This window comes from Methanobrevibacter sp., assembly GCF_045112895.1.
Classification (GTDB): Archaea; Methanobacteriota; Methanobacteria; order Methanobacteriales; family Methanobacteriaceae; genus Methanocatella.
In genome coordinates, this window is sequence record NZ_JBGUIH010000019.1 from 12,646 (window position 1) to 37,178 (window position 24,533).

The 24,533-nt window shown below is 35.6% G+C and carries 11 protein-coding genes; 4 read left to right on the top strand and 7 right to left on the bottom strand.

Annotated elements, in window-relative coordinates:
* Nucleotides 1-8: 8 nt before the first annotated feature.
* Complete coding sequence (locus ACJMLD_RS04010) at nucleotides 9-9,527, bottom strand: amino acid adenylation domain-containing protein (RefSeq protein WP_405268204.1); 9,519 nt, start codon at nucleotides 9,525-9,527, stop codon at nucleotides 9-11.
* A 481-nt stretch (nucleotides 9,528-10,008) separates the two neighbouring features.
* On the opposite strand from ACJMLD_RS04010, the gene ACJMLD_RS04015 reads away from it, so the two are divergent.
* Entirely contained in the window at nucleotides 10,009-10,863 is an 855-nt protein-coding gene (locus tag ACJMLD_RS04015; RefSeq protein ID WP_405268205.1) for an alpha/beta hydrolase fold domain-containing protein, read from the top strand.
* On the opposite strand, the gene ACJMLD_RS04020 is transcribed toward ACJMLD_RS04015, so the two are convergent.
* Both ACJMLD_RS04020 and ACJMLD_RS04025 read right to left on the bottom strand, forming a co-directional pair.
* On the bottom strand, nucleotides 10,864-11,907 hold the full coding sequence (locus ACJMLD_RS04020) for an acyltransferase (RefSeq protein ID WP_405268207.1): 1,044 nt from the start codon (nucleotides 11,905-11,907) through the stop codon (nucleotides 10,864-10,866).
* Nucleotides 11,908-11,931: 24 nt separating this feature from the next.
* On the bottom strand, nucleotides 11,932-12,639 hold the full coding sequence (locus tag ACJMLD_RS04025; protein WP_405268209.1) for a TIGR00266 family protein: 708 nt from the start codon (nucleotides 12,637-12,639) through the stop codon (nucleotides 11,932-11,934).
* 180 nt (nucleotides 12,640-12,819) lie between these two features.
* Here ACJMLD_RS04025 and ACJMLD_RS04030 point away from each other — a divergent pair, with 180 nt between their 5' ends.
* From ACJMLD_RS04030 to ACJMLD_RS04040, 3 genes are all read left to right on the top strand, one after another.
* Nucleotides 12,820-13,758, top strand: a complete 939-nt coding sequence (locus ACJMLD_RS04030; protein WP_405268210.1) for a bile acid:sodium symporter family protein — start codon at nucleotides 12,820-12,822, stop codon at nucleotides 13,756-13,758.
* Between the two features lie 88 nt (nucleotides 13,759-13,846).
* Nucleotides 13,847-14,941, top strand: a complete 1,095-nt coding sequence (locus ACJMLD_RS04035) for an acyltransferase family protein (RefSeq protein ID WP_405268212.1) — start codon at nucleotides 13,847-13,849, stop codon at nucleotides 14,939-14,941.
* A gap of 14 nt (nucleotides 14,942-14,955) precedes the next feature.
* Complete coding sequence (locus ACJMLD_RS04040; RefSeq protein WP_405268214.1) at nucleotides 14,956-18,165, top strand: lectin like domain-containing protein; 3,210 nt, start codon at nucleotides 14,956-14,958, stop codon at nucleotides 18,163-18,165.
* A gap of 28 nt (nucleotides 18,166-18,193) precedes the next feature.
* Here ACJMLD_RS04040 and ACJMLD_RS04045 read toward each other — a convergent pair whose 3' ends face one another.
* The 4 genes from ACJMLD_RS04045 to ACJMLD_RS04060 all read right to left on the bottom strand — a co-directional run bounded on the left by ACJMLD_RS04045 (nucleotide 18,194) and on the right by ACJMLD_RS04060 (nucleotide 24,509).
* Nucleotides 18,194-19,426 (bottom strand): MFS transporter, encoded by a 1,233-nt coding sequence (locus tag ACJMLD_RS04045; protein WP_405268216.1) that lies wholly within the window; start codon nucleotides 19,424-19,426, stop codon nucleotides 18,194-18,196.
* Nucleotides 19,427-19,533: 107 nt separating this feature from the next.
* Complete coding sequence (locus ACJMLD_RS04050) at nucleotides 19,534-20,967, bottom strand: TrkH family potassium uptake protein (RefSeq protein ID WP_405268218.1); 1,434 nt, start codon at nucleotides 20,965-20,967, stop codon at nucleotides 19,534-19,536.
* Between the two features lie 166 nt (nucleotides 20,968-21,133).
* Nucleotides 21,134-22,615, bottom strand: coding sequence for a pectate lyase-like adhesive domain-containing protein (locus ACJMLD_RS04055; RefSeq protein WP_405268220.1), 1,482 nt, complete (start codon nucleotides 22,613-22,615; stop codon nucleotides 21,134-21,136).
* Between the two features lie 55 nt (nucleotides 22,616-22,670).
* Nucleotides 22,671-24,509 (bottom strand): YhgE/Pip family protein, encoded by a 1,839-nt coding sequence (locus ACJMLD_RS04060; RefSeq protein ID WP_405268222.1) that lies wholly within the window; start codon nucleotides 24,507-24,509, stop codon nucleotides 22,671-22,673.
* Between the last annotated feature and the right edge of the window lie 24 nt (nucleotides 24,510-24,533).

The following is a 24,533-nucleotide window of genomic DNA, read 5'->3' on the forward strand; positions in this document are numbered from 1 at the left end:
CTAATCATCTACTCTAAAAATCCCATTCCCTGAAGATAGTTGATAAAGTTGTGTAGGTACTCATAGGTTGTCAAAGGCCAGTATACGTCTAAATGATTTAGGATATTGATTGTAAATGTATTCGATACATTAACAATGCTCCTATTCTCGGCTTTACCCATGCCCACCTGTGTAACAAGTCCTGAAATACCCTCCTGTTTTGATTCGTCCTTTCTGGCGTCATCTAATAACCGGTTAAATTCATCCATCTCCACTTTGCTTATTTCATAGCCATGAGCTTTAATTGTTTCTAAAACATCTGCATAAGTAATGTAGTGGCTGTTATATGAATTGAACACGGTGTTTTCTTTCGGTGTTTTAGCTAAAGCGATAATGGATTTCGCCACAATATCTATTGGGCTGAATTCGGTTTGTGCAATAAGTAAATCAAATGGCATTGCTTGTAGGGTAACATATGCTTTTATACGGTTGATAAAACCGTTTGATTCGAAGTTGATTTGGAACTCCGCATCAGATTCTCTTGCCATCAGGTTACCTACACGAACTATTTTACCTTCTCCTCCGTCAACAACGTGCTCAAGTACAAGACGTTCCGCTATAAACTTACTGGAGAGGTATTTATTGTCTAATGCTTGACCAACATACAATGTCTGCTCATCGAATATTGTGTCCTTAGGTGGGAAATTATTGACGCTTTCACCAGCAGTACTGGTTGTTGAAACTTGAACGTAACATGCTCCAATGTTTTTAGCAAATTCCAATCCATTTTTTACACCGAAAATATTGACATCCTCAATTTGACTGCCTTCGGCGAAGTGTTTTACATTTGCCGCTGCGTTGATGATTGTGTCAATAGGATAATTTTCCATCTTTTTAAAGTCTTCAATATTTGTGATGTCTCCTTCAACAACAAAGATTTTTTTACCGAATAAGTCCCCATAATCTTCGTTAAAGTAGTAAAAGAGCAGAGATTTCAATCTCTCTTCTCCGCTAAGGCCTCTTCCAGCACGTTGTAAACAATAGATAATTCCATCTTCATTATCAATAAGTTCTTTCAGCATGTGTATTCCTAAAAATCCACTTGCTCCAGTAAGCAACACGTTACCTAAATCTCGCAGGTCCCCATTTAGGAAATTGTCCATGGTGTTTTGAGATAAAAGATCATCAATTCTTGAATAATCATATTGGCTTTCCTCACTTTCAACAATTTCTGAGCCGGAAATAAATTCTGCTAACTCTCTTGGAGTAGGATGATTGAATATGTCTGCATATTGGACTTCATAACCTTCATTTAAAGCCTGAATTGTGAGTTTTGTAACAAGCAGGGATGTTCCTCCAATGTCAAAGAAATTATCTGTAACTCCAACTTTATTCAAACCTAAAATCTCCTCAAATGCGGATGCAAAGAACGCTTCGACATTATTGGTTGGTTTTACATATTCATTGGATATTTCAGGAATAGGCAATTTTTTAACTTCAATTTTTCCATTCAATGTCCAAGGCAATTCTTTAAGCTGGACAAAAACAGATGGAACCATGTATTTTGTCAAAGATTGGGAAATGAAATCCTTCAGCTCATCCTTATCGATTTCTACATCGGAAGTGTAGTATGCACATAAGTGGTCATTTTCATTGATTTTCTTAATTGCACAGACTACCTCTTTTATTTCACCGAATTTCAAAATTGTTTGTTCAACTTCACCCAATTCGATTCTCAAACCGTTAAGCTTAATCTGATTGTCCAATCTTCCGTGAATTACAAACTCTCCTTCAGGGTCAATTGTACCGTAATCCCCGGATTTATAGTAATTAATTCCATTAATTTTAATGAATGATTCTTTGGTACGTTTTTCTTTGTTTAAATAACCTTTTCCTACACCCAATCCTCCGATATATATTTCACCCATCACTCCATCGGGAATCAAGTTACCGTCAATGTCACGTATGTCCATAATCACATTGTAATGGGGTTTACCGGTTGTAATATTTTCTGCACTTGTAAGCAATTTGTGGTTTGTATGAATTGTGGTTTCTGATGGGCCATATCCATTGTATATGTTAACGTCAGGGTTAATAGCTCTCATTCTGGTATATAATTGTGGTTTAAACGGTTCACCTGCAAGGGAAACGGATTTGAGATTTTTGAATGCCTCTTGCATCTCTTCTAAATCCAAATATTGGAACAGTCTGGAAGGGGTTCCCGCCATTGCATCAACTTTTGTACGTTTGATTAATCTTGCAAGGGCAAGCACGTCTTTCGCTTCAACATCGCTTGCAAATACATATGTCAAACCATGTGTCAATGGCACTAAAACATCACAGACTGAAATATCGAATGTCACTGTTTGAATTCCTAAAACACGTTTTCTATTTGTCACCACATCAGTAATGTAGTTGTTTTCAGGTTTCAACAGCAAATAGTTCGTAATGTTTCTGTGGGTAAGCATAACTCCTTTAGGATTGCCGGTTGATCCTGAGGTATAGATTAAAAATGCCAAATTGTCAGGGTCAAGTTCCACAACAGGGTTTGTCTCATTTTCTTCTTTCAATAGGTCAAATACATTCAATGTAGTGCTGTCACTAAAGTCAGAAATTATGTAATCTGCTTCGGAGTCCTTGTAAATGTAAGTAATACGCTCTTCCGGATATTCGGGGTCAACCGGAATGAATGCCGCTCCAGCTTTGATAATACCCCACATGGATGCGGTCAGGTTACTGTCACGTTTAAGTTTAAAGAGAACCTTGTCTCCAGGTTTGACTCCTTTTTTAATTAATGCATTGGCAATACGATTAGCCTTGCGGTTCAGTTCATCATATGTGAATTCACCGTCTTCAGCGATTAAAGCCAATTTATCTTTATTTTCCTCAACAGTCTTGTGGAACACTTCATTCAGGAATGGATTGAATGAATAGTCAAATTCTTCAAGTTCAGGTTCTTCTACAAGGCTAATGTCCTTAACTTTTGTTTCGGATATGTCGCAACTCATGAATTTTTCAAGGATTGTTTTAACCGCATCATTAAACAGGTCCATCATATGGCTTGAATAAAGGGAATCGTCGTATTGATTGATAAGTTTTAACTCGCCTTTCTCTTCCAGAACATTGAATGATATCTTAAACCTTAATGAGTCATAATCGATTCTTTCCCTCTCATAGGTTTTGCCATTCATGTTCAGGTCCTCGATGATTTCCCCTTGATAGACATATAGGAATTCGGGGGCCAAATCATATTTGTTTGCAAGTTTTGTGTATGGATAAAACTCGTAGTTTAAAGTGTTTAACCAGTTTTCATTAACATTATCGAGGAAATCCTTAACCGATTTGTCTGATTTGATGTGGCATGTGAATGGAAGTGTTTTCACAAGCATTCCGATAGTGTTTCTATATTTCGGATTGGTTCTACCGGTGGATATTGTTGAAATCAACAAGTCCCTTGTAAATGTAAACTTGGATATTGCCAAAATTGTGGCGGACAATAACAGGTTATTTTCTGTTATGCCCTCTTTTCTGCAGAAATTATGAATATCACTGGCATTTAATGATAATTCATTAGTGCACAAAACGCCTTCCTCATTTGATTCCAAATCAGGTGTGACAACAGTTGATTCATCAAATTCAGAGATTTCTCTATCAAAGAATGCCTCAGCTTGCTGGTATTTGTTTGACTGTTCCAGTTCCTTTTCAATCAGACTGTATTCAAAGGCATCAACAAGCTCTTCCGGAATCTCATCTGTTTTGCCATCGTAAAATAGTGTGATGTCCCTAAAGAATAGGTTGGCTGATGTCCCATCCAAAATTAAATGGTGGAAATCATTGAGTAAAACAACTTCTGTAGGTGTTTCAATTATGTTAAACCGGAATAGGAAGTCATCATATAATGAAAATGGGCGTATAAACTTATCAATGTCCTCTTGAGTTACTTCCACATCCTGTTTTGTAATTGTTATCAGGTCTGAAACGTCAAGTTCATCATTTCTCTTTTGCAATATCTGGCCGTCCTTTTGGACAAGTTCCATTTTGAGATATGAGTGCAGGTCAATGGCATCGATAATCGCCTTTCTTAATTTGGCCGAATCCACACTTTTGTCAAATCTGATGATTTTCGGCAAGTTGTAACCTATCTTATCAGGATTTTTAATGCAGTCGAAGTATACTCCCAATTGATTGTGTGTTAATGGATAATATTCTTTTTGTTCAACGCTTTCAGTTTCACATACTTCTTCAGCGGCATTTATAAGGTCAACGATTTCCAAGACATTTTTTGACTTCATCATGTCCATTATGCTTACATCAACTTTTAATTCCTCAGAAATCTTTGCAAGCAACTGGATAACTGTTAGGGATGTAAAACCAATGTTAAACAGATTGGTTGTAACACCGAAATCATCCTTAGAAATAATTTCCCTACACATGTCCAATACAAGTTGTTCCAAGTCATTGGAAGCTTCAACAACTTCTGTTATTTCATCTTCAATTGATGGGAGAGGCAATTTTTTCCTATCTAGTTTACCATTAGGATTTAACGGCAATTCATCCAATTGAATAAAGAATGTAGGAATCATGTAATCGGTTAATTCCTGTGAAATGTCTGCTTTTAATTTGTCAACGTCAATTTGTGAATCCGCAACATAATATGCGCATAGATATTCTGTGTCGTTGATGACTTGAACATTAACAAATATCAAGTCAATGTCGCTGTTTTTCAGTATGCAGTTTTCAATTTCGCCGGTTTCTATTCTTAAACCTCTAAGCTTGATTTGTGAGTCTGCTCTTCCAACAACAACCAATTCCCCATCATCACGTTTATAACCTAAATCTCCAGTATTATAATATGGGATGCCATTTCTAGTGTAGAATACATCTTCTGTCAATTCAGGTTTGTTCCAATATCCTGCAGAAACTCCGACACCCCCGATTGCAATATTTCCCACAAGGTTGCTTGGCAGTGGGTTATTGTCAATGTCTACAATGGAATCGATGGTGTTGTGGATAGGTTTTCCTTCAGATACTATGTTGTCCTTCATTAGTTTCGCATGTGACGCAATGGTTACTTCTGTTGGACCATAGGAGTTGTAAATGTCAGCATTTGTATATTTGATTAATGTTGGGTATAACGATTCGATGAATTTTTCACCACCTATAGTGATGACCTTGATGTCATTTAGAACCCTTCTGAAATCATTAATTGTCATGTATTGTTGCAGTCTGGATGGTGTTGCGGACATTCCGTCAATTTCATATTCCTTAATTAAATTTGCTAATTTAATTGGATTCATGGATGTTTCTTCATCTGCAAGCACCATTGGAACCCCATTCATGACAGATGCAAATGCTTCACGTAAAAATGCAATAAATGATGCTGTTGTTATGGATAACATTCTGGAAACGTCATTGGCTATTGCATTTATTGGGGAATTTTCAGGTGTGGCCTTGATATAATTTGTAATGCTGTCCTGTTTTATCATTACTCCTTTTGGAAGACCTGTTGAACCTGATGTGTAAATTAAGAATGCAATGTCATCATTTTTCAAATCCAATTTTGGATTTTGTGAATTTGAGCCTTTAAGCAAATTATCGATGCCAACTTCGCCTGTGGTCGGGTCATCGGATATAATCATCTTGCACCCACTATCCTCCTGGATATGTGTAATTCTCTCTTGAGGATACTTTGGATCTACAGGGATAAATGAAACACCCGCTTTTAGAGAACCGATAAGGGCTATCATTAATTTGGAAGTCCTATTTAACTTTAATATGATTTTATCATTAATTTTAAATCCTCTGTCAATCAATGAATTTGCAAATACGTTTGCTTTTTTGTTAAGTTCATCAAAAGTTAAATTGTTGTCGTTTGCATAAACTGCAATCTCTTCAGCCTTTTTAGATGCAATATATTCAAATTTGTCTTTTAATAATGGTTCTCTGAGGTCTAATGTTAACTCATTTTCTTTTTCAGTTATTTCATTCTCTTCAATGGTGGTTAAAAGTGAAATGTCTGAAGTGTTTTGAGTTAGTGAATTCATGAATTTGCTTAAAACCAAATCGATGCTTTCCACCAATGTTTCCATCAATTCATATGAATATAATTGGTCATTATAGCGAATGATAAGATTGATGTTTTCCAAATCCTCTTCCACATATATGCAAATGTTGAATTTAGGATAATCCAATTCTAATGGCTCCACCTTAACTTTATTTCCATTTTTCAATATTTTCTCGTCAAACAAGCCCACTTGGTATGCATAATAGATTTCCGGAACAAAATTATATTCCTCGAATATTTTGGTAAATGGATATGATTCATTGTCAATTGTATTGACAAAGGTGTCATTCACTGAATTAATGTAATCCAAAACGCTTTGATGGGTGTCAATGGTCATTGCAATTGGAAGGGATCTCACAATCATTGCCAATGTCTTGAAATACTTTGGATTAATCCTTCCATTGGAAATTGTGGTTAAAAGCATATCTTTAGTGTATGAGAATTTTGATAATGTTAAAAGGGATGATGCTAAAAACAGACTATTTGGAGTTATTCCATTCCTTTTGGAGAATTCAAAAATATTTTCCTTGTTAATCTGAACTGAGACCTCTTTAAGAGAACCCAATTCCTTCTTACCGCCGATATCCGGATCGATTGAAGTCACTTCCCCAATATCTGCTAACCTGTCTTCAAAGAACTCTTTGGCTCTGAGGTATTTTTCACTTCCTTCAAGTTCTTTTTCATCTAGAATGAAATCAAATCCGGAACTGACTTCATCCGCATCATTAATGTCATCATATTCATCCAACAGTTCATTAATAAACAGATTAACAGAAGTTCCATCAAACAGTATATGATGAACATCCATAAGCAAAATTGTCTTGTCCTCTGTTGAGTATATTTCAAAACGATACAATGGCCCTTTAAACAGGTCAAATGGGCGTGCAAAACTGTTTTTAATCTCGTCTGTTGCTAAACTGTCATACACATCAACAGCGACGGCCTCATCATCCTTTCTTTTAAGATAGGTCTTGCCGTTTTCTTCAAATAAAACGCTTTTAAGATAAGTATATTTATTCACTAAATTGACAATTGAGCTTCTAAGTTTTTCCACATCAATATTCGCTCCCAAATCAACAGCTGATGTGGTGTTGTAAATTAATTTATCAGGATATTTAATGGATTCAAAGTAAACTCCCAATTGATTTTGGCTTAAAGGATACAGGTCCTGCTTTTCATGGACCACATCTATAAATTCACTTGGAGCATCAATTAATGTTGCTAGGCTTCTGATGTCCTTTGCATCACTAAGTTCCTTAATACTGAGTTGAACTCCCCAATTGGATGCTATTTCATAAGCAATCTTTATTGATGAAAGTGAATTCAAACCTAATTTAATCAAATCAGTAGTGACGCCGAATTTATCAGTTTTCAACACTGGGGATATGATTTCAAATAATTTGATTTCAATATCGGTTTTTGGCTCAACTATTTCTTCAATGGCAAATTCGGGTGTTGGAAGTGCCTTAACGTCCACTTTTCCATTTAGGTTAAGTGGGAACTCATCCATTTTCATATAGAATGAAGGAACCATGTACTGTGTCACTTTACTCTTGATAAAATCATTCAAGCCATCTTCATCAATTTCACCGTCACAGATGTAATAACATACAAGATTATCGTTTCTAAGTTCAACAACAACATTGCTGATTGATGAGGAGTAGCTTAAAACAACATTTTCAATCTCACCAGGTTCAATTCTCAAACCTCTAAGCTTGATTTGCCTATCGATTCTTCCCTTAACCACAAGTTCGCCATCAAAGGTGAAATATCCTTGGTCTCTACTATGGACCATTCTTTCATTTTCCCAACAATCAGAAAATGGATTTTCAACAAAGCTTTCATTGGTCTGTGATTCATTGTTGTGATATCCTTGTGCCAATTTTAAGCCAGATACAACAATTTCGCCCGGAACTCCAATTGGAAGAGGCATATTATTTTTATCTACAATATAAACCCATGTATTTCCTGCAGGATAACCTACTGGAATCTCATCCAATTGTGATGCTTTTTTGACATCCTGATAGGCTATTACTAATGCTTCACTGGAACCATAACAATTAATTAAATCGGTTTTCCGACTTAAGATTGTTTGTGTTGCTTCTTTTAATCTTTCACCAGCTATAATCATATTCTTTGTTTTAATTTCAGTTCTCTCCAGTATGGTTGCCCCAAGAACGGTAGGTAAAATTAAAGCATCAAGAGGGGTTGCCTGTAAAAATTCGATTAATTCCGGAACATTATCTCTTAAATGTTCATTTAATATAATGCAATTAGCTCCCTTAACAAAAGCGGAATATAATACAACTGAAAATGCAAATGTGAAGTTAACGTAACATGCAATGTCCGATCCGGATCTTAAATATTTTGAAGAGTATATTGCCTCAAGTAAAAAAGTGTAATGAGGTACTTTAACACCTTTTGGAGTACCTGTTGAACCTGAAGTGAAATAAATTGCCGCTAAATCTTTAGCCACCACGTTGTTTGGTGATTTTTCATCATTGTCCAAATCAAAATCCTCGATGTATAAAATATTTTTGTCTTTAAATTGTGAAGCGAAATCGACACTTTTGGAGGAAATGATATAATTCATGCCGCTTTCTTCAATGATATAATCAATTCTATCTTTTGGGTAAGTTAAATCAAGCGGAACAAAAACAGAAGCATTTCTTGTAATTCCCATACATGAGACAAGATACATTGGAATTCTTGGAAGCAAAACACCAACACATTCTCCTTTTTCAACGCCTAAACTATGCAATATTGCGGATAACGCGTTAATATATCTGTCAAATTCGCCATAGGTTATTTCAGTTATTGTATCGGAGATGGCTATTTGATCTGGTGTTTTTAAAGCACTATTATGAATATAATCCATTATTGTTTCATTCTCATCGAAATCTAACCTATCGGTTTTTGAAAAACTTTTTAACATTTCCATTTCATTATCAGAAACAATATTTAAATCTTTTAATGGAATATCTGGATTCTCCTCAACACGATTAATTAAGTCATGGATATTGTTAATTAAAGATTCCATCTGGACTTGTGAAAAAATACTGTCATTATAAATGAATTCCACTGAATTTTCATCAAATAAGCAGTTTAAAATAGACTTTTCATGAGGAACAAAGTCCGTATTATTTCCTTTATTAAAAATAGAGTATGCATGCAATAGGTCATTGTCAAAAATATAATTTTCATCAGACATGCGGTTCATTAATTCATCAACTTCTGATAATAATGTTTTGACTGTGCTGTTCTCGTTATAATCGATTTTTAAAGGAATTTCCTTATCATTCCGGTAAATTTTAAAGATGATTCCTCCAGACTGATTAACTCTGGACAGATAAATCCCCATCACTGAAGCAAAAATAGATTCGTCAATTTTCTTTTCAAGGTCCAATGTTTTTTGATCAAATGTTGATTCAATAACATTTGGTATGTTGGTTAGACAATTGTTGTGTTCTGTTAAGTTTTTCAAAATAATCACCAAAAGATTTATAATAATATTATTTTTGTTTAATTACATATTAATTTTAGTGACATTTTAAGGGGCTCTTTCAAAAACTTCGTTGATTTTTAAAATAAAGTTTCGATTTTCATTCCAAATTAGATTTTTGCGATATATTAGATTTAAAATGCCTCAAAATTGTTTTAAAAGTTTGTTTTCTTGAATTTGGAATTTTTTTGGAAAGCATTTTCAATTTTATTGCGCGTTTTTTCAATTTTCTTATCTTATGTGGTGAATGAAGTTAGGTTTTATATATTTATTTTGTTAAACAGGTATTGTGAGTAATATTTTTACTTATCATTTGGTGTTGGTTTATTAAATATCATAGAAAGTGATTAATAAAAGATTATGTATGGGAGAAGACATAAAGTTGATTGTTCAGATATTTTGGGATTAGAAATTACTGTAGTTTAAATAAAAAATTTATTAAAAAAATAGTTTTAGGTGGATTATGTCAAATAAAAAATCATTCATCGCAAAAATAGAGGAAGCCATTTTAAGGTTTACAAAATTGGATTTCATGGATTCTCAAGAAAAAGTTGATGAATTGTTAAAAAACCCATATGGCAATAAGCCTCCAAAAGGCATTTTCAAAAGCATTGACATTGACGGCACTCAAGTTTTCACTTTTGGAGATGAAAATGCCCAAAATACTATTCTATACATACATGGTGGAGCTTACGTTCTTGAGATAGGTTACCAACATCTATTATATTGCTTTTTGCTGTCACGAAAATTGAATGCCTATGTGCTTGCACCAGTTTACCCGCTCGCCCCTTCAAGCAAAGCAAAGCAAACTTATGAAGTGATTACTGATTTGTATAAGAATCTAATTTTGAAAGATAATCTGACATTGATGGGCGACTCTGCAGGTGGAGGATTTGTCCATTCATTTTGCCAATATCTAAGGACAGTTGATTTGCCCCAGCCTGATAGAATCATAACATTTTCGCCTTGGGTGGATGTTTCAATGAGCAATCCTCCATATGACAGTGAAAATGATCCGATTTTAGGTGAAATCGGCCTTAGGGAAATAGGAAAATCCTGGGCTGGAGACTTGGATACCCAAGACTGGAGGGTAAGCCCACTTTTTGACGACAATGTTGGTTTGCCAGATACGCTAATCTTTGCAGGGGAAAATGAAATCTTTTATCAGGACATTGAAAAATATGTTGAAAATCTAAAAAGTGATGGCGTTAATGTAAAATTAGTCACCGGCAGTGGATTGTTTCATATATATCCACTATTCCCAATTCCAGAGGCAATCGGCGCATTTAAAGAAATAAAAAAGGAGATAATTGGCTAATTATCTCATGTAAAGTATAAATTTTCCAAATTTTGGGATTCTATAGATTATTACAGTAGCCAAATAGCTGAAGAATATCAACAGAATCCAAAGAATTATGGCTTTTACAGGTTCTGAATAAGGTAGCTGAACAACTAAAGGCAGCAACGGTAATCTGAATAGGTTATGCACTAAAAATACTGCAAATGAATATTTTGCTAAAAATGTCACTAGTGGGTATGCTCTAACCTTTCCTCTTCTGGAACAAAGCTCAAACAATGCAAAGGATCCTGTTAAAATGAAAGGGAATTCATACCATAAGTTAAAGCCGAATCCTTTGATGAATGCATAATACTGGAACACTACACATATTGCAAATGAAACGATTGCAACTATCCTCAAGTTGTTGGACGAATACTTTTTAAACAATCCTTTTTTAGTCAGATATCCTATGATAATATAGATTCCATATACTCCACCACTGAATCCAAGGCAATATTGGATATTGACATTCTCAATGCCGTGCATTGCCAATACTGTTGTAACGAACGGTAGCAGGAAAGCCAAAAGCGAAAATACTATTGTTGCCTGCCAGATGGTTTCCGGATGGAATTTTTCAAGAGCAGCAGTAACAAACGGCAATGAAAGATACATTCCGATAATCATTGGCATATACCACATGTGGCTGAAGAACAGGTTTCCGGCTTCTGCAAAGTTGACCTGGCCGCTTTCTACAGTAATGAACTGCAGACAAATCGCATAAATTAATGCCCAGATCACAGTAACGATGATTAATCCCTTACAGTTTTTGTTCCAGAACTTCCGCACACGCTCATCGTCATAGGACCTGTCAAGCAGCAGATAACCCGTAATCATCAAAAAGAACGGAACCCCTATACGGCCAATAAATACTGATATGAAATTGAATATCCTTGAATAGATTGTTAAATTCACTATTGCATCAGATGAAATGATGTAGATTCCATCCGCCGCATGAATGTATAATACTGTCAGGATTGCAAGCGCCCGAACAAGGTCAATCCATTCAACTCTTGTTTTTCCCATAGTTTTCTCCTTTTTTTTAATTATTTAATCGAATAGATCGCCCCAATCGGAACCGCTGGAAGAAGTTGGCAAGAAAGGGATTAATGCGGCTGCCAACTTGCTGATTGGCATGGTCTGTATCCATACTTTTCCGGGACCTGTTAGTTTTGCAAAGAATAGTCCTTCTCCGAACAATATGTTTTTCGCACCTTTCACTCTTTCTATGTCAAAATCAATGCTTTCATCCATTGCAGCGATGTGTCCTGGATCTACGAGCAGTTTTTCTCCAGGCTGCAGGCCCTTTTCAATTACTTCTCCGTCAATCTCTAAAAATACCATTCCGTTTCCGGAGAATTTTTGAAGAACAAAACCTTCTCCACCGAATAGGCCAGCTCCAAGTTTCTTTTTAAAGAATATGTCAACGTCAACGCTGTCTTCTGCAGCTAAAAACGCATTTTTCTGACCGATGATTGTGTTGGATCCATTTAATCTTATAGGCATGATTTTTCCAGGTGTGCATGCTGAAAATCCGATTTGCTCGTTGTCGGATTGTGCAGTAAAGAAATTTAAGAATAAGCTATCGCCGGATAGTGCTCTTCCAAGTCCTTTCAATAGGCCTCCACCGGTACTTGTTTCCATTTTCATGTCTGAAGTCATGAAAGCCATTGCTCCGGTTTCGTTTTTCATGGTTTCTCCCTTTTGCAATGTACATATTACAATAGGAAATGTACCTCCTTGTATTTCATATTCCATTCAATATCACCAATAAATAGTTTTTATGTTCTTTTATCTGATTTTTAAGTTATTTATATTTAATTTATGTTTCAATAACATTATTTAATCATTCGAATAGAGAAAATAACTTTAAAAGCACATAATTATTTTTTTAATAAAATGCATATTTTTTTAATAGATTATGCCAAATATTAAAACATGAAACGGATTTTCAAATTCATTGAAAAATATTTTTTTATAATCATACTGCTTGCGGTTGTTGTTTCTTTAATTTATCCAAATGCATTTAATTGGGTTTTAAGTGAATATAATGGCATTAATATATTAAATTTGCTTTTAAGCATCATTCTTTTCACAATGGGAACCACTTTGAAAGCTGAAGACTTTGTCAATGTATTTAAAAATCCAAAAGAAATAGCTGTTGGAATCTCAGCCCAATACATCATAATGCCCCTTATAGCGTTGGCTCTTGCAAATATCTTTTCTCTAAACGCGGCTTTAACAGTTGGGCTTATTCTAGTCGGTACTGTACCTGGAGGAACTGCTTCCGATGTAATCACTTTCCTTGCAAGGGGGGATGTGGCATTGTCAGTTTCCTTGACTGCGGTATCCACTATAATCTCTCCAGTTTTAACTCCGCTGATTACATTATTTTTAATCGGAAACCAGATTAATTTCAATCCGGTGGACATGTTTGTTTCAATCATTGAAATCGTAATCATACCTATCGCTTTGGGTTTGATATTGAATTACAAATTCCCTGATTTCTGTGAAAAATTAAAAGATTATCTGCCGGCCATATCTTCAATTGTGATTTGTTTGATTGTTGCAGGAGTGATTGGTGTCAATAAGCAAGCCATATTAACTTCTTCAGGAATAATAATGCTAGTTATTATTCTACAATATTTCATAGCAATGCTGATTGGATTTGGTGTAGGTTATTTGGTTGGAATGAACAGAAAGCAAATTATTACTGTGGCCATTGAGCTAGCATTCCAGAATTCCGGGTTGTCCACTGGCCTTGCAAAGACTCATTTCCCGAGCCTAACCCAGGCAACAGTTCCCGGAGCTCTTTATTCCGTTTGGCAGAACTTTGCAGGTTCGATTCTTGCATATGTATTTAGAAGATATGCCTAACGGGATTTATGCAAATACAATATTTAACATTCTTACTTTTTTTTAAATTCCTACATAATTAAATATCCTTTTTTATATACAACTTATCATGAATATCTCAAATTTATTTTCAGATGAAAAAGTTAATGTTGGCAGGCAAGTCGAGTTGGACATTGCTAAAGGGCTATCTATAATATTCATGATCTTTCTTCATACTTTTTACATAGCCAGTGCTTTCAATGCGGATTTCAATCCCGCTTACAATTTTCTTATTATGAATGTGCTTGGAAGACCTTACGCCGCAGTCATATTTATGTTCTGTATGGGCGTTGGAGTGGTATATTCCAGGCATAGCCAGTGGGACGTAATGGTGAAAAGAGGTGTAAAGCTATACCTTTTAGGTGTTTTGGTAAATGTATTTGAGTTTTTCATACCTCATTTCGTTTGCGGAACCCTTTTGGGCAAATGGGATATTTTCCCAATAGCTGATGGATTATTGCTCTTCTGTATTGACATCTTGGCATTCGCAGGGTTGGCATTCATTTCAATGGGAATCCTAAAAAAGTTAAATCTTTCAAATAAGAAGATGATTGTCGTTGCAGTTACAATGTCCATAATCGGAACTTTGCTGGTGGGTATTGATTTTGGCAGCCCTGTTTTAAACCTGTTCTTTGCTCACTTCATAGGATGCAAAGGAGGATTTACTGCTTTCCCATTATTCAACTGGTTGATATTCCCAGTTGCCGGATATGTCTGGGGACAGTACTTTATAAAGGCTAAGGATAAATGTGAATTCTTTAAGTTCTGGCCAATTCTATTGATAGTTGCTCTAATTTACTTTTTCATATCTTCAAATCTATGGGGAGGAGTCTTCTCAGAGGATGTTCACTTGTATTACTTCTTAAACATTTTGGATGCAATATTCTGCATAGTCAATGCTCATGCAGTAATCGGCCTTTGCTATTGGATGGCCAAATTCCTGCTGGATTCAATTATCAAGGCATTTTCAATTTTAAGCAGCAACATTACTAACATTTATATTGCACAATGGTTCTTTGTACCTCTGACAATAATATTAATCTCCTACTTCTTCAAAGATTTGGTACTAAATGATTTGGTGACTTCCATAATTGCAATATGCATGATAGTCTTAGCTACAGCAGTTGCACTTGGATATAAAAAAATAAGAACTTCAAAAACTTAATCGGAGGATAACAAATGAAATTTAAATCAAAATATTTTGTATTTGTCATTGTCATCTGTATCCTATTCAGCATATCAACAATTTCGGCAAGCGACAATCAGTCTGATGTTGCTTTAAGTCAGAATCTGATTTCAGATGAGCAAATTGATATCTCCAATGATGGATTAAATGAAAAGCTGGCGGCAGCAACCACCAAATCCTATGATGGATTCTATGAGGATATAAAGGATTATAATGGTACATTTGACATGAAATATGATTATAAATATAGTGAAAGTGATAATAAGCCCCAATTGGTGTTCAATCAGAGTAATGTGGTAATCAATGGTAATAATCATATAATTGACGGTTCTAACGAGGCACATGGATTTATTTTTAAAAATGATAATGCAAATATTACAATAAACGATTTGACTTTTGTCAATTGTAATCAGGCGATAAAAACCCATTCCGGCAAAATCACCTTAAACAACGTTAATTTCACCAAGAATTTCGTGAAAGACACGGCTTTTGGTGAGGAAGAAGGAGTTGTTACCGTTGACGGTGACGGAGACCTAATTTTAAATAATTGTAATTTCAATTCAAATATCAATTCGACCCTTATATCAACAACTTACTTTGATGTGGCAATTTATAACTCTCATTTTTATAATACTCAAAGCGTGATGGCCCCTCTCAATATTAATAGGAGGGGGTTGGTCATTGAAAATTCCACTTTTGAAAACTTAAGCTCTCCATATGGTGGGGCAATCAATTTCAAGGGAGATACATTGTCCGTTAAAAATTCAGTATTCAAGAATTTGCATGTGGGTTATAGTGGAGGTGCAATTCTTGCAAAGTTTTTCCCGATTTTCATTGATTTGTCTGTAAATATGGATTATCGTCCATCAGGAGACATGCTAATCGAGAATTGCGAGTTTTTGAACGTTTCTTCGATTCATAATGGAGGTGTAATTTACATTGATTTGGATTCAGGTTCTGATGGCATTGCGAAAACTTTGAATATTTCTAATTGTAACTTCACTGATTCATCTTCAGGTTTTGGAGGAGTTATTGCAGATCAGGGTGGATTTTTGAACATTATCAACACCAATTTTGTAAATTCCGCAGCCGATAGTCTTGGCGGTGCAATCTATACTTCATGGGCCAATTTAACTCTTACAAATTGTAATGTTATAAACAATAGTGCTGAGTCAAATGCAGGGGCAATCTATTTTGATAAGGGCAGATTGGTCATTGACAAATCTAATTTCACAAATAATAAGGTCAATGCAATTTCTTCCGGAAAGGAAGCTATTATCTATGCAAATGATGTTGATGCCACAATTAAAAAGTCAACCTTCAACAATGGTGGAGTAGCGGTTTATGCAAACTTTGCAAGCAGCTCCAATATCCAGGATGTTGATTCTACAGGTCTGTTTTTGATGAATAATGTTGATTATATAGTTTCAGTTGAAAACAAAGGAATAAAACTTAACTTGACTAAAAATTCCATAGTTGTGGATAAGTTGCCTTCCAGGTTTGACATACGCGATTGGGGATGGGCAAGTCCACTGAAATTTCAGGGAGACAGTCTGGCCTGCTGGGCATTTGCCACTGCGGGAGCATTGGAATGCACACTTCTAAAAGCGACCGGAAATGTATATAATATCTCAGAGGACAATGTTTACAATCTCCAATTGAAATATTATAGTGAAGGGGATACTAGAATTGATAATATTGGCTTTGCTTATAGTGGTTTGGGCCATTCATTAAGCTGGTATGGGATTGTAATGGCTCAAGATGATCCATTTGATGAAAGAGGCATGTTTTCCAGTGTCGTTCAAACCGAAAATAGGATTCATCTTCAGGATGCCATGATTATCCTTGCTGGAAGAAATGATACGGAGGACTTGCTTAAACGTGCAATAATCAATTATGGTGCTGCTTCTGTACAATATTCAATCATGCCTATTGATTATAATGAGGCCGATTACACTGATGAAGACCTTCAGCCAAATCATTTTGTTACTCTAATCGGATGGGATGACAATTATCCTGCTGAAAACTTTAGAGGAACTTTAGGTGTTATGGATGGCATTCCTAAAAGGGATGGTGCTTGGCTGATAAAAGATTCTGAAAGCGGTAATTTAAGCGAAACTGAAGGTGTCTACATGGGTGAGGGAGGTTATATCTGGATATCCTATGATAATCCTTCATTTTTAGCCAAGGATTTATCTGCAATCATACCTCAGGCAGCTGCAGTAGCTTACATCTTTGAAAATGACATTGATTATCATGTAAACTATCAGACTGATTTGACTGGCCTAACAGGTTTTGATGGGAAGTATACCTGCTATTCAAATGAATTCACCTCTAAGTATACTGAGTTGATTGGTGCTGTCGGCACTTACTTCAACGAATCCGGAATTGACTATTCCTTTGATGTTTATGTAAATAATAAATTAGTTCATTCTCAGAAAGGTGTTAGCGAGTTCGCCGGCTTCAGAACAATTGTCTTGAATAAGTACATTCCAATCAATAAAGGAGATAAATTTAAAGTAGTATTTAAGAGCAATGCTCTTCCTTATCAAGCGTATTCAAGGCAGCATTATGTTTCTGGAATGTCTATGGTAAGTGCGGATGGCAAATCATGGAAAGACATAACCACTCAAAACAGAACAGTCTGTCTTAAAGTCTATACTGTTAAGGATGATACAAAAGTCATCAACAACAAAAACATTGTTGTTGACTATAACGGCGGCAAATACTTCTCCGTTAAAGTTGTGACCGCTAATGGCAGAGCCGTTGGTGCAGGTAAAATAGTCAAATTCAAGATAAACAAAAAGACATACTCAGTCAAAACAGACAAAAACGGAATAGCTAAACTCAAGATAAATCTGATTCCGAAAAAATACACAATAAAAACCACATGCAACGGCAAAACCTATACGAACAAGGTTACAGTAAAGCAGGTGCTCACAACAAGCAAGGTAACAGTCAAAAAGACAGTTAAAAAATTTGTCTTGAAAGCGAAACTCAAAATCAACGGAAAACTTGTAAAAGGCAAAACCATTAAATTCAAATTTAAAGGAAAAACCTACAAAGCTAAAACCAACAAGAAAGGAATAGCACAGGTAACCATAAATAAAAAGGTGATCAAAAAGCTCAAAAAAGGCAAAACTTACAAAGTAAAAGTGATTTACCTTAAAGACACAATAAAATCCAGCGTTAAAGTTAAATAGATGATTTTTCATCTATTTAAATCTTTTTTTAATCCAATTCATTGATGCTTGTTCCTTTGGTTTCAGGGAACATCCAAATCCAGATACCAACCAATATTGCAAAGATTGCGGCAATGGCTATGCCATAGCTCAAATCAAAGTATGATGCAACAAGAGTTATGATTACCGGTGTTACGAATTGCACTCCACGTGCAAGGTTGAAAACTGTTCCAACAGCAGTATTTCTGATTTTTGTTGGGAATAGTTCCGAGAACAGTGCGCCGAATCCGCCAAAGAATCCTGTACCGAATCCTGTCAGGAACATGAATACGAATATCAAGTCATGGATTGCATTTATCTGATTCCAACAGAGGGTTATCATGGAAATGCTTATGCCCATAATGAAACTGTATATTGTGAATGCAGGCCGTCTTCCAAGCTTCTCGGCAACAAAACCGAAACTTGTATATCCGACAAAATCTCCGCACTGAATTATTATAATTCCTATTGTGGTGCCGATTAGCGCCAGACCTCTTTCCTGCTCAAGATAGGTTGGCAGCCATGAATATGTAAACCAATATGCTGACATACCGAATATGCATAATATTAAGGATATGAGGAATATTTTCCTGTGTTCTTCTGAAACCAGTTCCTTGAACTCCTGAAGGATGTTCTTGTTCACATATTGATCCTTATTTTGAAGCCAGACATCAGATTCCTTAAGGTATCTTCTTATGAAAATAACCATGAGGGCAGGAACAATTGAAATTAAAAATGTCATTCTCCAGCCAATGATTGGAGTCACCACTCCCCCTACAATTGAAGCTAAAATCACTCCAATCGGCGCTCCAGATTGCATGAAAGCTCCAAATTTAGCTCTCAAATCATCTGGAAATGTTTCATTGATATAAATCTGGCCGGTTGCCCATTCTCCACCGACGCCCAAGCCGGTGATGAACCTGAATATTACCAATGAATAGAAAGACCATGAAAAAGCGCACAATAATGTGCCTATCGAATAGACAATAATTGTCCATTGCAATACTCTTTTACGACCATATTTGTCTCCCAATGCTCCAAACACAATTCCTCCAAAACCGGTGGCAAACAATGATATTCCCAAGCATAAGGAAAGCATTTCTGCTGAAAAATGTAGGCTGCTTTGAAGTTGGGATATTAAAAAGGTAAATAAAACCAGATCATAGAAGTCAAAAACCCAACCAGCCCAGCTTAAGGCAAAAATCCTATAGTGGTCCTTATTAAGTTTAGTCTGTTCATTCATTAACATAATTCTAACAACCTATATTAATCAATATTTAATTTTAAGTATTGCAATATATAATATTTTTTTTTAAACTAAAAAAGAAACATCAAGTATGAAAATATAGGTTATTTTTTAAATATTTCAAGAAACGCCCTTAATGTAATCAATACAGGATAGATTTCCAGTCTTCCAGTCCACATATTGAATATGCCGATGGCTTTCAACGGCAATTCTATTGTTTGGGATAGCTGCCCGATTTCTAAACCGATATTACCTTGCATGGACATGGTAAAGAATAATGAATCAAATGGGTCATGACCATATAAACATAGCAGTGACCAAGTAAACAGAATACAGAGGAAATAAAGGGTTATATAGTTTCCGCTTTGCGCTGCAACTTTTTCTGGAAGGAGTTTACCATTCATTTTCATTTGGACAATTCTTTTTTCGGGAGACATTATTTCACGTAAATTTTTATATATTCCTTTTGAAAATGTGATGATACGCATTAATTTGATTGCACCTACAGTAGAACCGTTAGAACCACCAATAAGCATTAACACCATTATGATAAGGATTACAAATGATGGCCATCCGCCCATTATGGTCGAACTTTGAATACTTGCCCCAGTTGTTGTAATGGCAGAAACTACAGTAAATAGAATGTCCATTGGAATAATCTTGGATGTAAAATAAATTAATAGGGTTGAAATTGCTATTAAAGAAATCATCACTTTAAATTGTAAGTCATGAATTAATGATTTTCCGCGGGTTTTAATAATATTATAATGAACTATAAAGCTTGTTGCACCCAATATCATTATAAGAATTGTAATGAAATAAATTAATTCGCTGTTATAATACCCTATATTCGCATTTTTCACACTCATGCCTCCGGTGGAAATAGTGCAGAAGGTATTGCAAACGGAATCAAAAATAGGCATTCCAGCAATGACATATAATGTGATTCCTAAAGCAGTATAAATCAAATATATCTCCAATGTTTTTTCAAGGGTTGTTTTAAGACTGGGTTTGATACGCTCGTCACGAGCTTCAGATTGATATAATTTTGATGATGTACTTCCTGGTTTTAGTAGAAGGGACATAATCATAACAATAATTCCCAAACCACCGACCCATTGTTGAAATGCTCTAAAAAAGAGTATGCTATGTGGCAGTACTTCTACATCACTATATATTGTAATTCCACTTCCGGTTAAAGCAGACATGCTTTCAAAAGCAGCATCTATAATGTTTATGCCAGTTACTAAATGAAGTATCAAACCGCAAATGATGCACGCCCATAGCCATGATAGTGATGATATTATCATTCCGTGTTTTAGGCGCACTTTTTTAGTAGAGTATTTTTCTAGGGCTTTTCTAAAAATCAAACCAATAGCAATAGATATCAGCGCGGGTATAAGAAAGTCCACTGCATTGAATTCCAGATATGCCAAATCGATGAGAATCGGAACTAAACACATCACTCCGATTCCAATCATCAACATCCCAGAATTTCTAGCGATGATTAATAAATCAATTTTGTTGATATACCTCATAATCTACCACTAATGCCTATTACAATAAATTCATATAACTATTGGATAAATAAATTTATAAATATTTATGTTATGATAGTTTAGATAAATTAAGATAATAATTTAATTGAACTACCTCATTTCTCAAGTTGAGATAGTTCAAAACAAAAAATAATGTACAAATCATCTATTTTTTCACTTTTGCTGTTCTTTTAACAGTCAATTTTCCATAGATTACCTTATAGGTAATCTTTTTACCGACTTTGAGTTTTTTGAGTATTGACTTTTTAATAGTTAGTTTAGCAATACCTTTCTTATTGGTTTTAACTTTATAGGTTTTACCATTGAATTTGAAGGTGATCTTTTTAGATTTGATTGGTGTAGATCCTTTCTTAAGAGTTGCGGTCAAAACCAACTTTTTGGCTGATTTTTTAACAGTCACTTTTTTTAAGGTCAATTTCAAATAGTTGAACACACATTTTGAAGTTGTTCCGCCATATATGTCTCTTCCTTTAGATGCCTTATTGTCTGTAAACTTGCATTTCACAGCTTTAGCGCAATGTGTTTTGTCAGAATCAGAATATCTAAACCCATAAATCGCACCACCTTTGCTTGCAGTATTTTTTGTAAAAGTTGAGGATTTGATTGAATTAGAGTAATATTTGATTTCTGAAACCCATTTGCCATTCTCATAATGGCCGCTTTGCTCGTGGCATCTGAAGTACACCGCACCGCCATACATAGGTGCTTTGTTATTGGTGAATTTGGAATTGCTTATAAACAGATTTTTGTTTCCAAATACAGCTCCGCCATGTTCGCCGGCCTTATTGGAATTAAATGTACAGGAATTAATGTTTATATGGGTAAATGCATAAACAGCTCCACCTCCACGGCCTTTTGCTACATTATTATTGAAAACACAATTTTTAAGATAATCGGTACCGTATTTTAAGGTTACATCAACAGTCAATTCAAATACGAATTCCATATTTCCGTCAGGAGTTGCATTTTTATAATAATTAGTAAAATAATCGACTGACTTATCAATGGATAATGTGAAAACGGCACCTGCATCGCCATCTGCTGTATTCTTTTTAAATGTACACTTATTTGCAATTAAATGTCCAACAGAATTAATCGCCCCTCCACAGCAATCGGCATGGTTGTTTGCAAAAGAACAATTATTCACTGTCAAATTCGCATAATTGAAAATGGCTCCACCATATAATTTGGTGTTTCCATTAGTGAACTTAATATTTTTTAAAGTGACTTTATTATTCGAAACGGCTCCAAATTTTACAATTAAAATCCTTGATTTGGACAATCCATCTAGAGTATGGCCATTACCGTCAATTGTCAAATCTTTTTTGATTTCGATGCCTCTGGTGGAAAATCCTTCATCATAGGCATAATCCTTGTCCAAGATGATAGTGTCTCCCTTTGAAGCATTATTGATCTTATTCTGCAATGCTGTAAAAGTTCCATCATCAGCATCTCCGACAACATCATTGCTTGCAGACTCAATCAGAGCATCATCCATGTCTGTTGCAACAGCTGTGTTCTCCTCAATAGATATTGCCGTGTCATTAGCGTCACTAGCCATAACGCTTGAAATGCTGAATAGCATGCAGCTAAGCAATAAGATAAACAATATGCCTTTTCTTTTCATTTTATTTATCTCCTTAATCTTATTAAATAAATAATTAGAAGTTAATAGATAACTTCTAAAACAATCCACTTTCTTCTAAACGTTCTTCGAAGTATTTTGATGCTTTGTCTGCTTTCTCTTTAATAAGAACTGCAACTATGACGGTTATGATTCCGATTGCAAGTAGAATAATCAGTGCTGGCCAATAGTTTGACCAAACAACGCCAAGCTGCGCTTCCCGTATTAATTTAATTGCATAAGTCATTGGCATATATGGATATAATGTTTGGAAAAATTTATCCATAATCTGAATTGGATAAATTCCACCAGTTGCGGATATCTGAAGAACTAAAAGAATCACGAGAAGTCCTTTTCCAACTGTTCCAATTGCCGAAATTACTGAGTATACTAGAATCATGAACACTACCGATACCAGTATTGCTGAAAATATAAACAATGGATAATTCTCAACATGGACTCCTAATATGTAAGCTCCGATCAATGTTACGCAAGCTTGCAATATGCTCATTATCACATAGATCAATAATTTACCGGCATACATCTCAAATGGGGAATATTTGGTTCCGGCACTTGATTTAGGTTCCATCATCACGCAGGTGATTAAAGCACCAACCCACATGGACAATACCAGATAGAATGGAGCTACATTGGATCCGTAATCCGGCACTGAAAATACTTCATGCCTCTCTAATTTGATTGGTGATAGGAAATAGTCACCGAGAATTGTTTCATTTATTCCTGTAATGGCTCCGAGCTCATCCGCAGATGCTCCAAGTGAGCTTGCTGCAGTAAACAATGCCATTGCTGCTGAATTTCCAAGTAATTCCGCACCCGCTGCAAGGCTTAATGAACCTTCAGCCAGTTGCACAGAACCGTCAGCCAAAGCACCGGCTCCTCCTGCAACTTGACTTGAACCATTGGCAAGTGCTGATGAACCTTCTGCAAGACTTAGTGAACCTTCAGCCAATTGGGCTGAACCTTTAGCAACTTCACCACTGCCGTTTGCAAGTTTCACATTACCTTCCGCATATTCTTTTACAGGACCTTCAGGTATTAATGATGGGTCTACGGCAGCCTGTAGTTCTTCAGAACCTTTTTCGACATCACTGGCTCCTTGTTTAACAGCATCAGAACCTTGTTTGACTTGAGCTGCACCTTCATTAACACTGGACGCCCCTTGCTGTACCTGACTTGCACCTTCCTTTACTTGACTTGCGCCGTCCTGGACCTGGCCAACACCGGATGATACCTGTGCTGCACCGGATGATACCTGTGCTGCACCTGATTGGAGTTGGACTCCTCCACTGGATAATTGCTGGGCTCCTGAAGCAAGGCCTTCCTGCAATTCTCCAAGTTTTCCATATGCTGCAAGGTTAATTATTTGAATGATTTTCGCATTGAGTGTTGTATAAACGGTATTTGCACCGGTGTCAGTTAATTTAGTGGCTACGGGATTGGATTTAACGTTTACAACATATTCAAGTTTTGCCTGTTGCGGATCATCGGTTGTAATCGAAATAATATTCTCACTCAGGTTTTTGGGTATTATGATGCCCGCATAATAATCTCCATTATATACGCCATCCCGCAGTTCATCTTCCGTTACAAATGTCCAGTCAAACTTATCATTCTTTTTCAAATCCTTAACAAGTTCATCTCCAACATTTATGTTCTTGCCCTCGAAAGTTGAGCCATTATCAAGATTGGCAATTGCAAATTCTACATTTCCCGTATTTCCATAAGGGTCCCAACATGCCTGTATATTTAAAAGAGCATAAAGAGATGGGAGAATGATTATTGCAATTAATACAATTGTTACAATAGGATTTGAAAATGCTGATTTAAAGTCGTTTTTCATTATCTCAGCAATATTGCCTATATCTCTTCCACTCATATTTGTCCCTCAGTATAGTTTAAA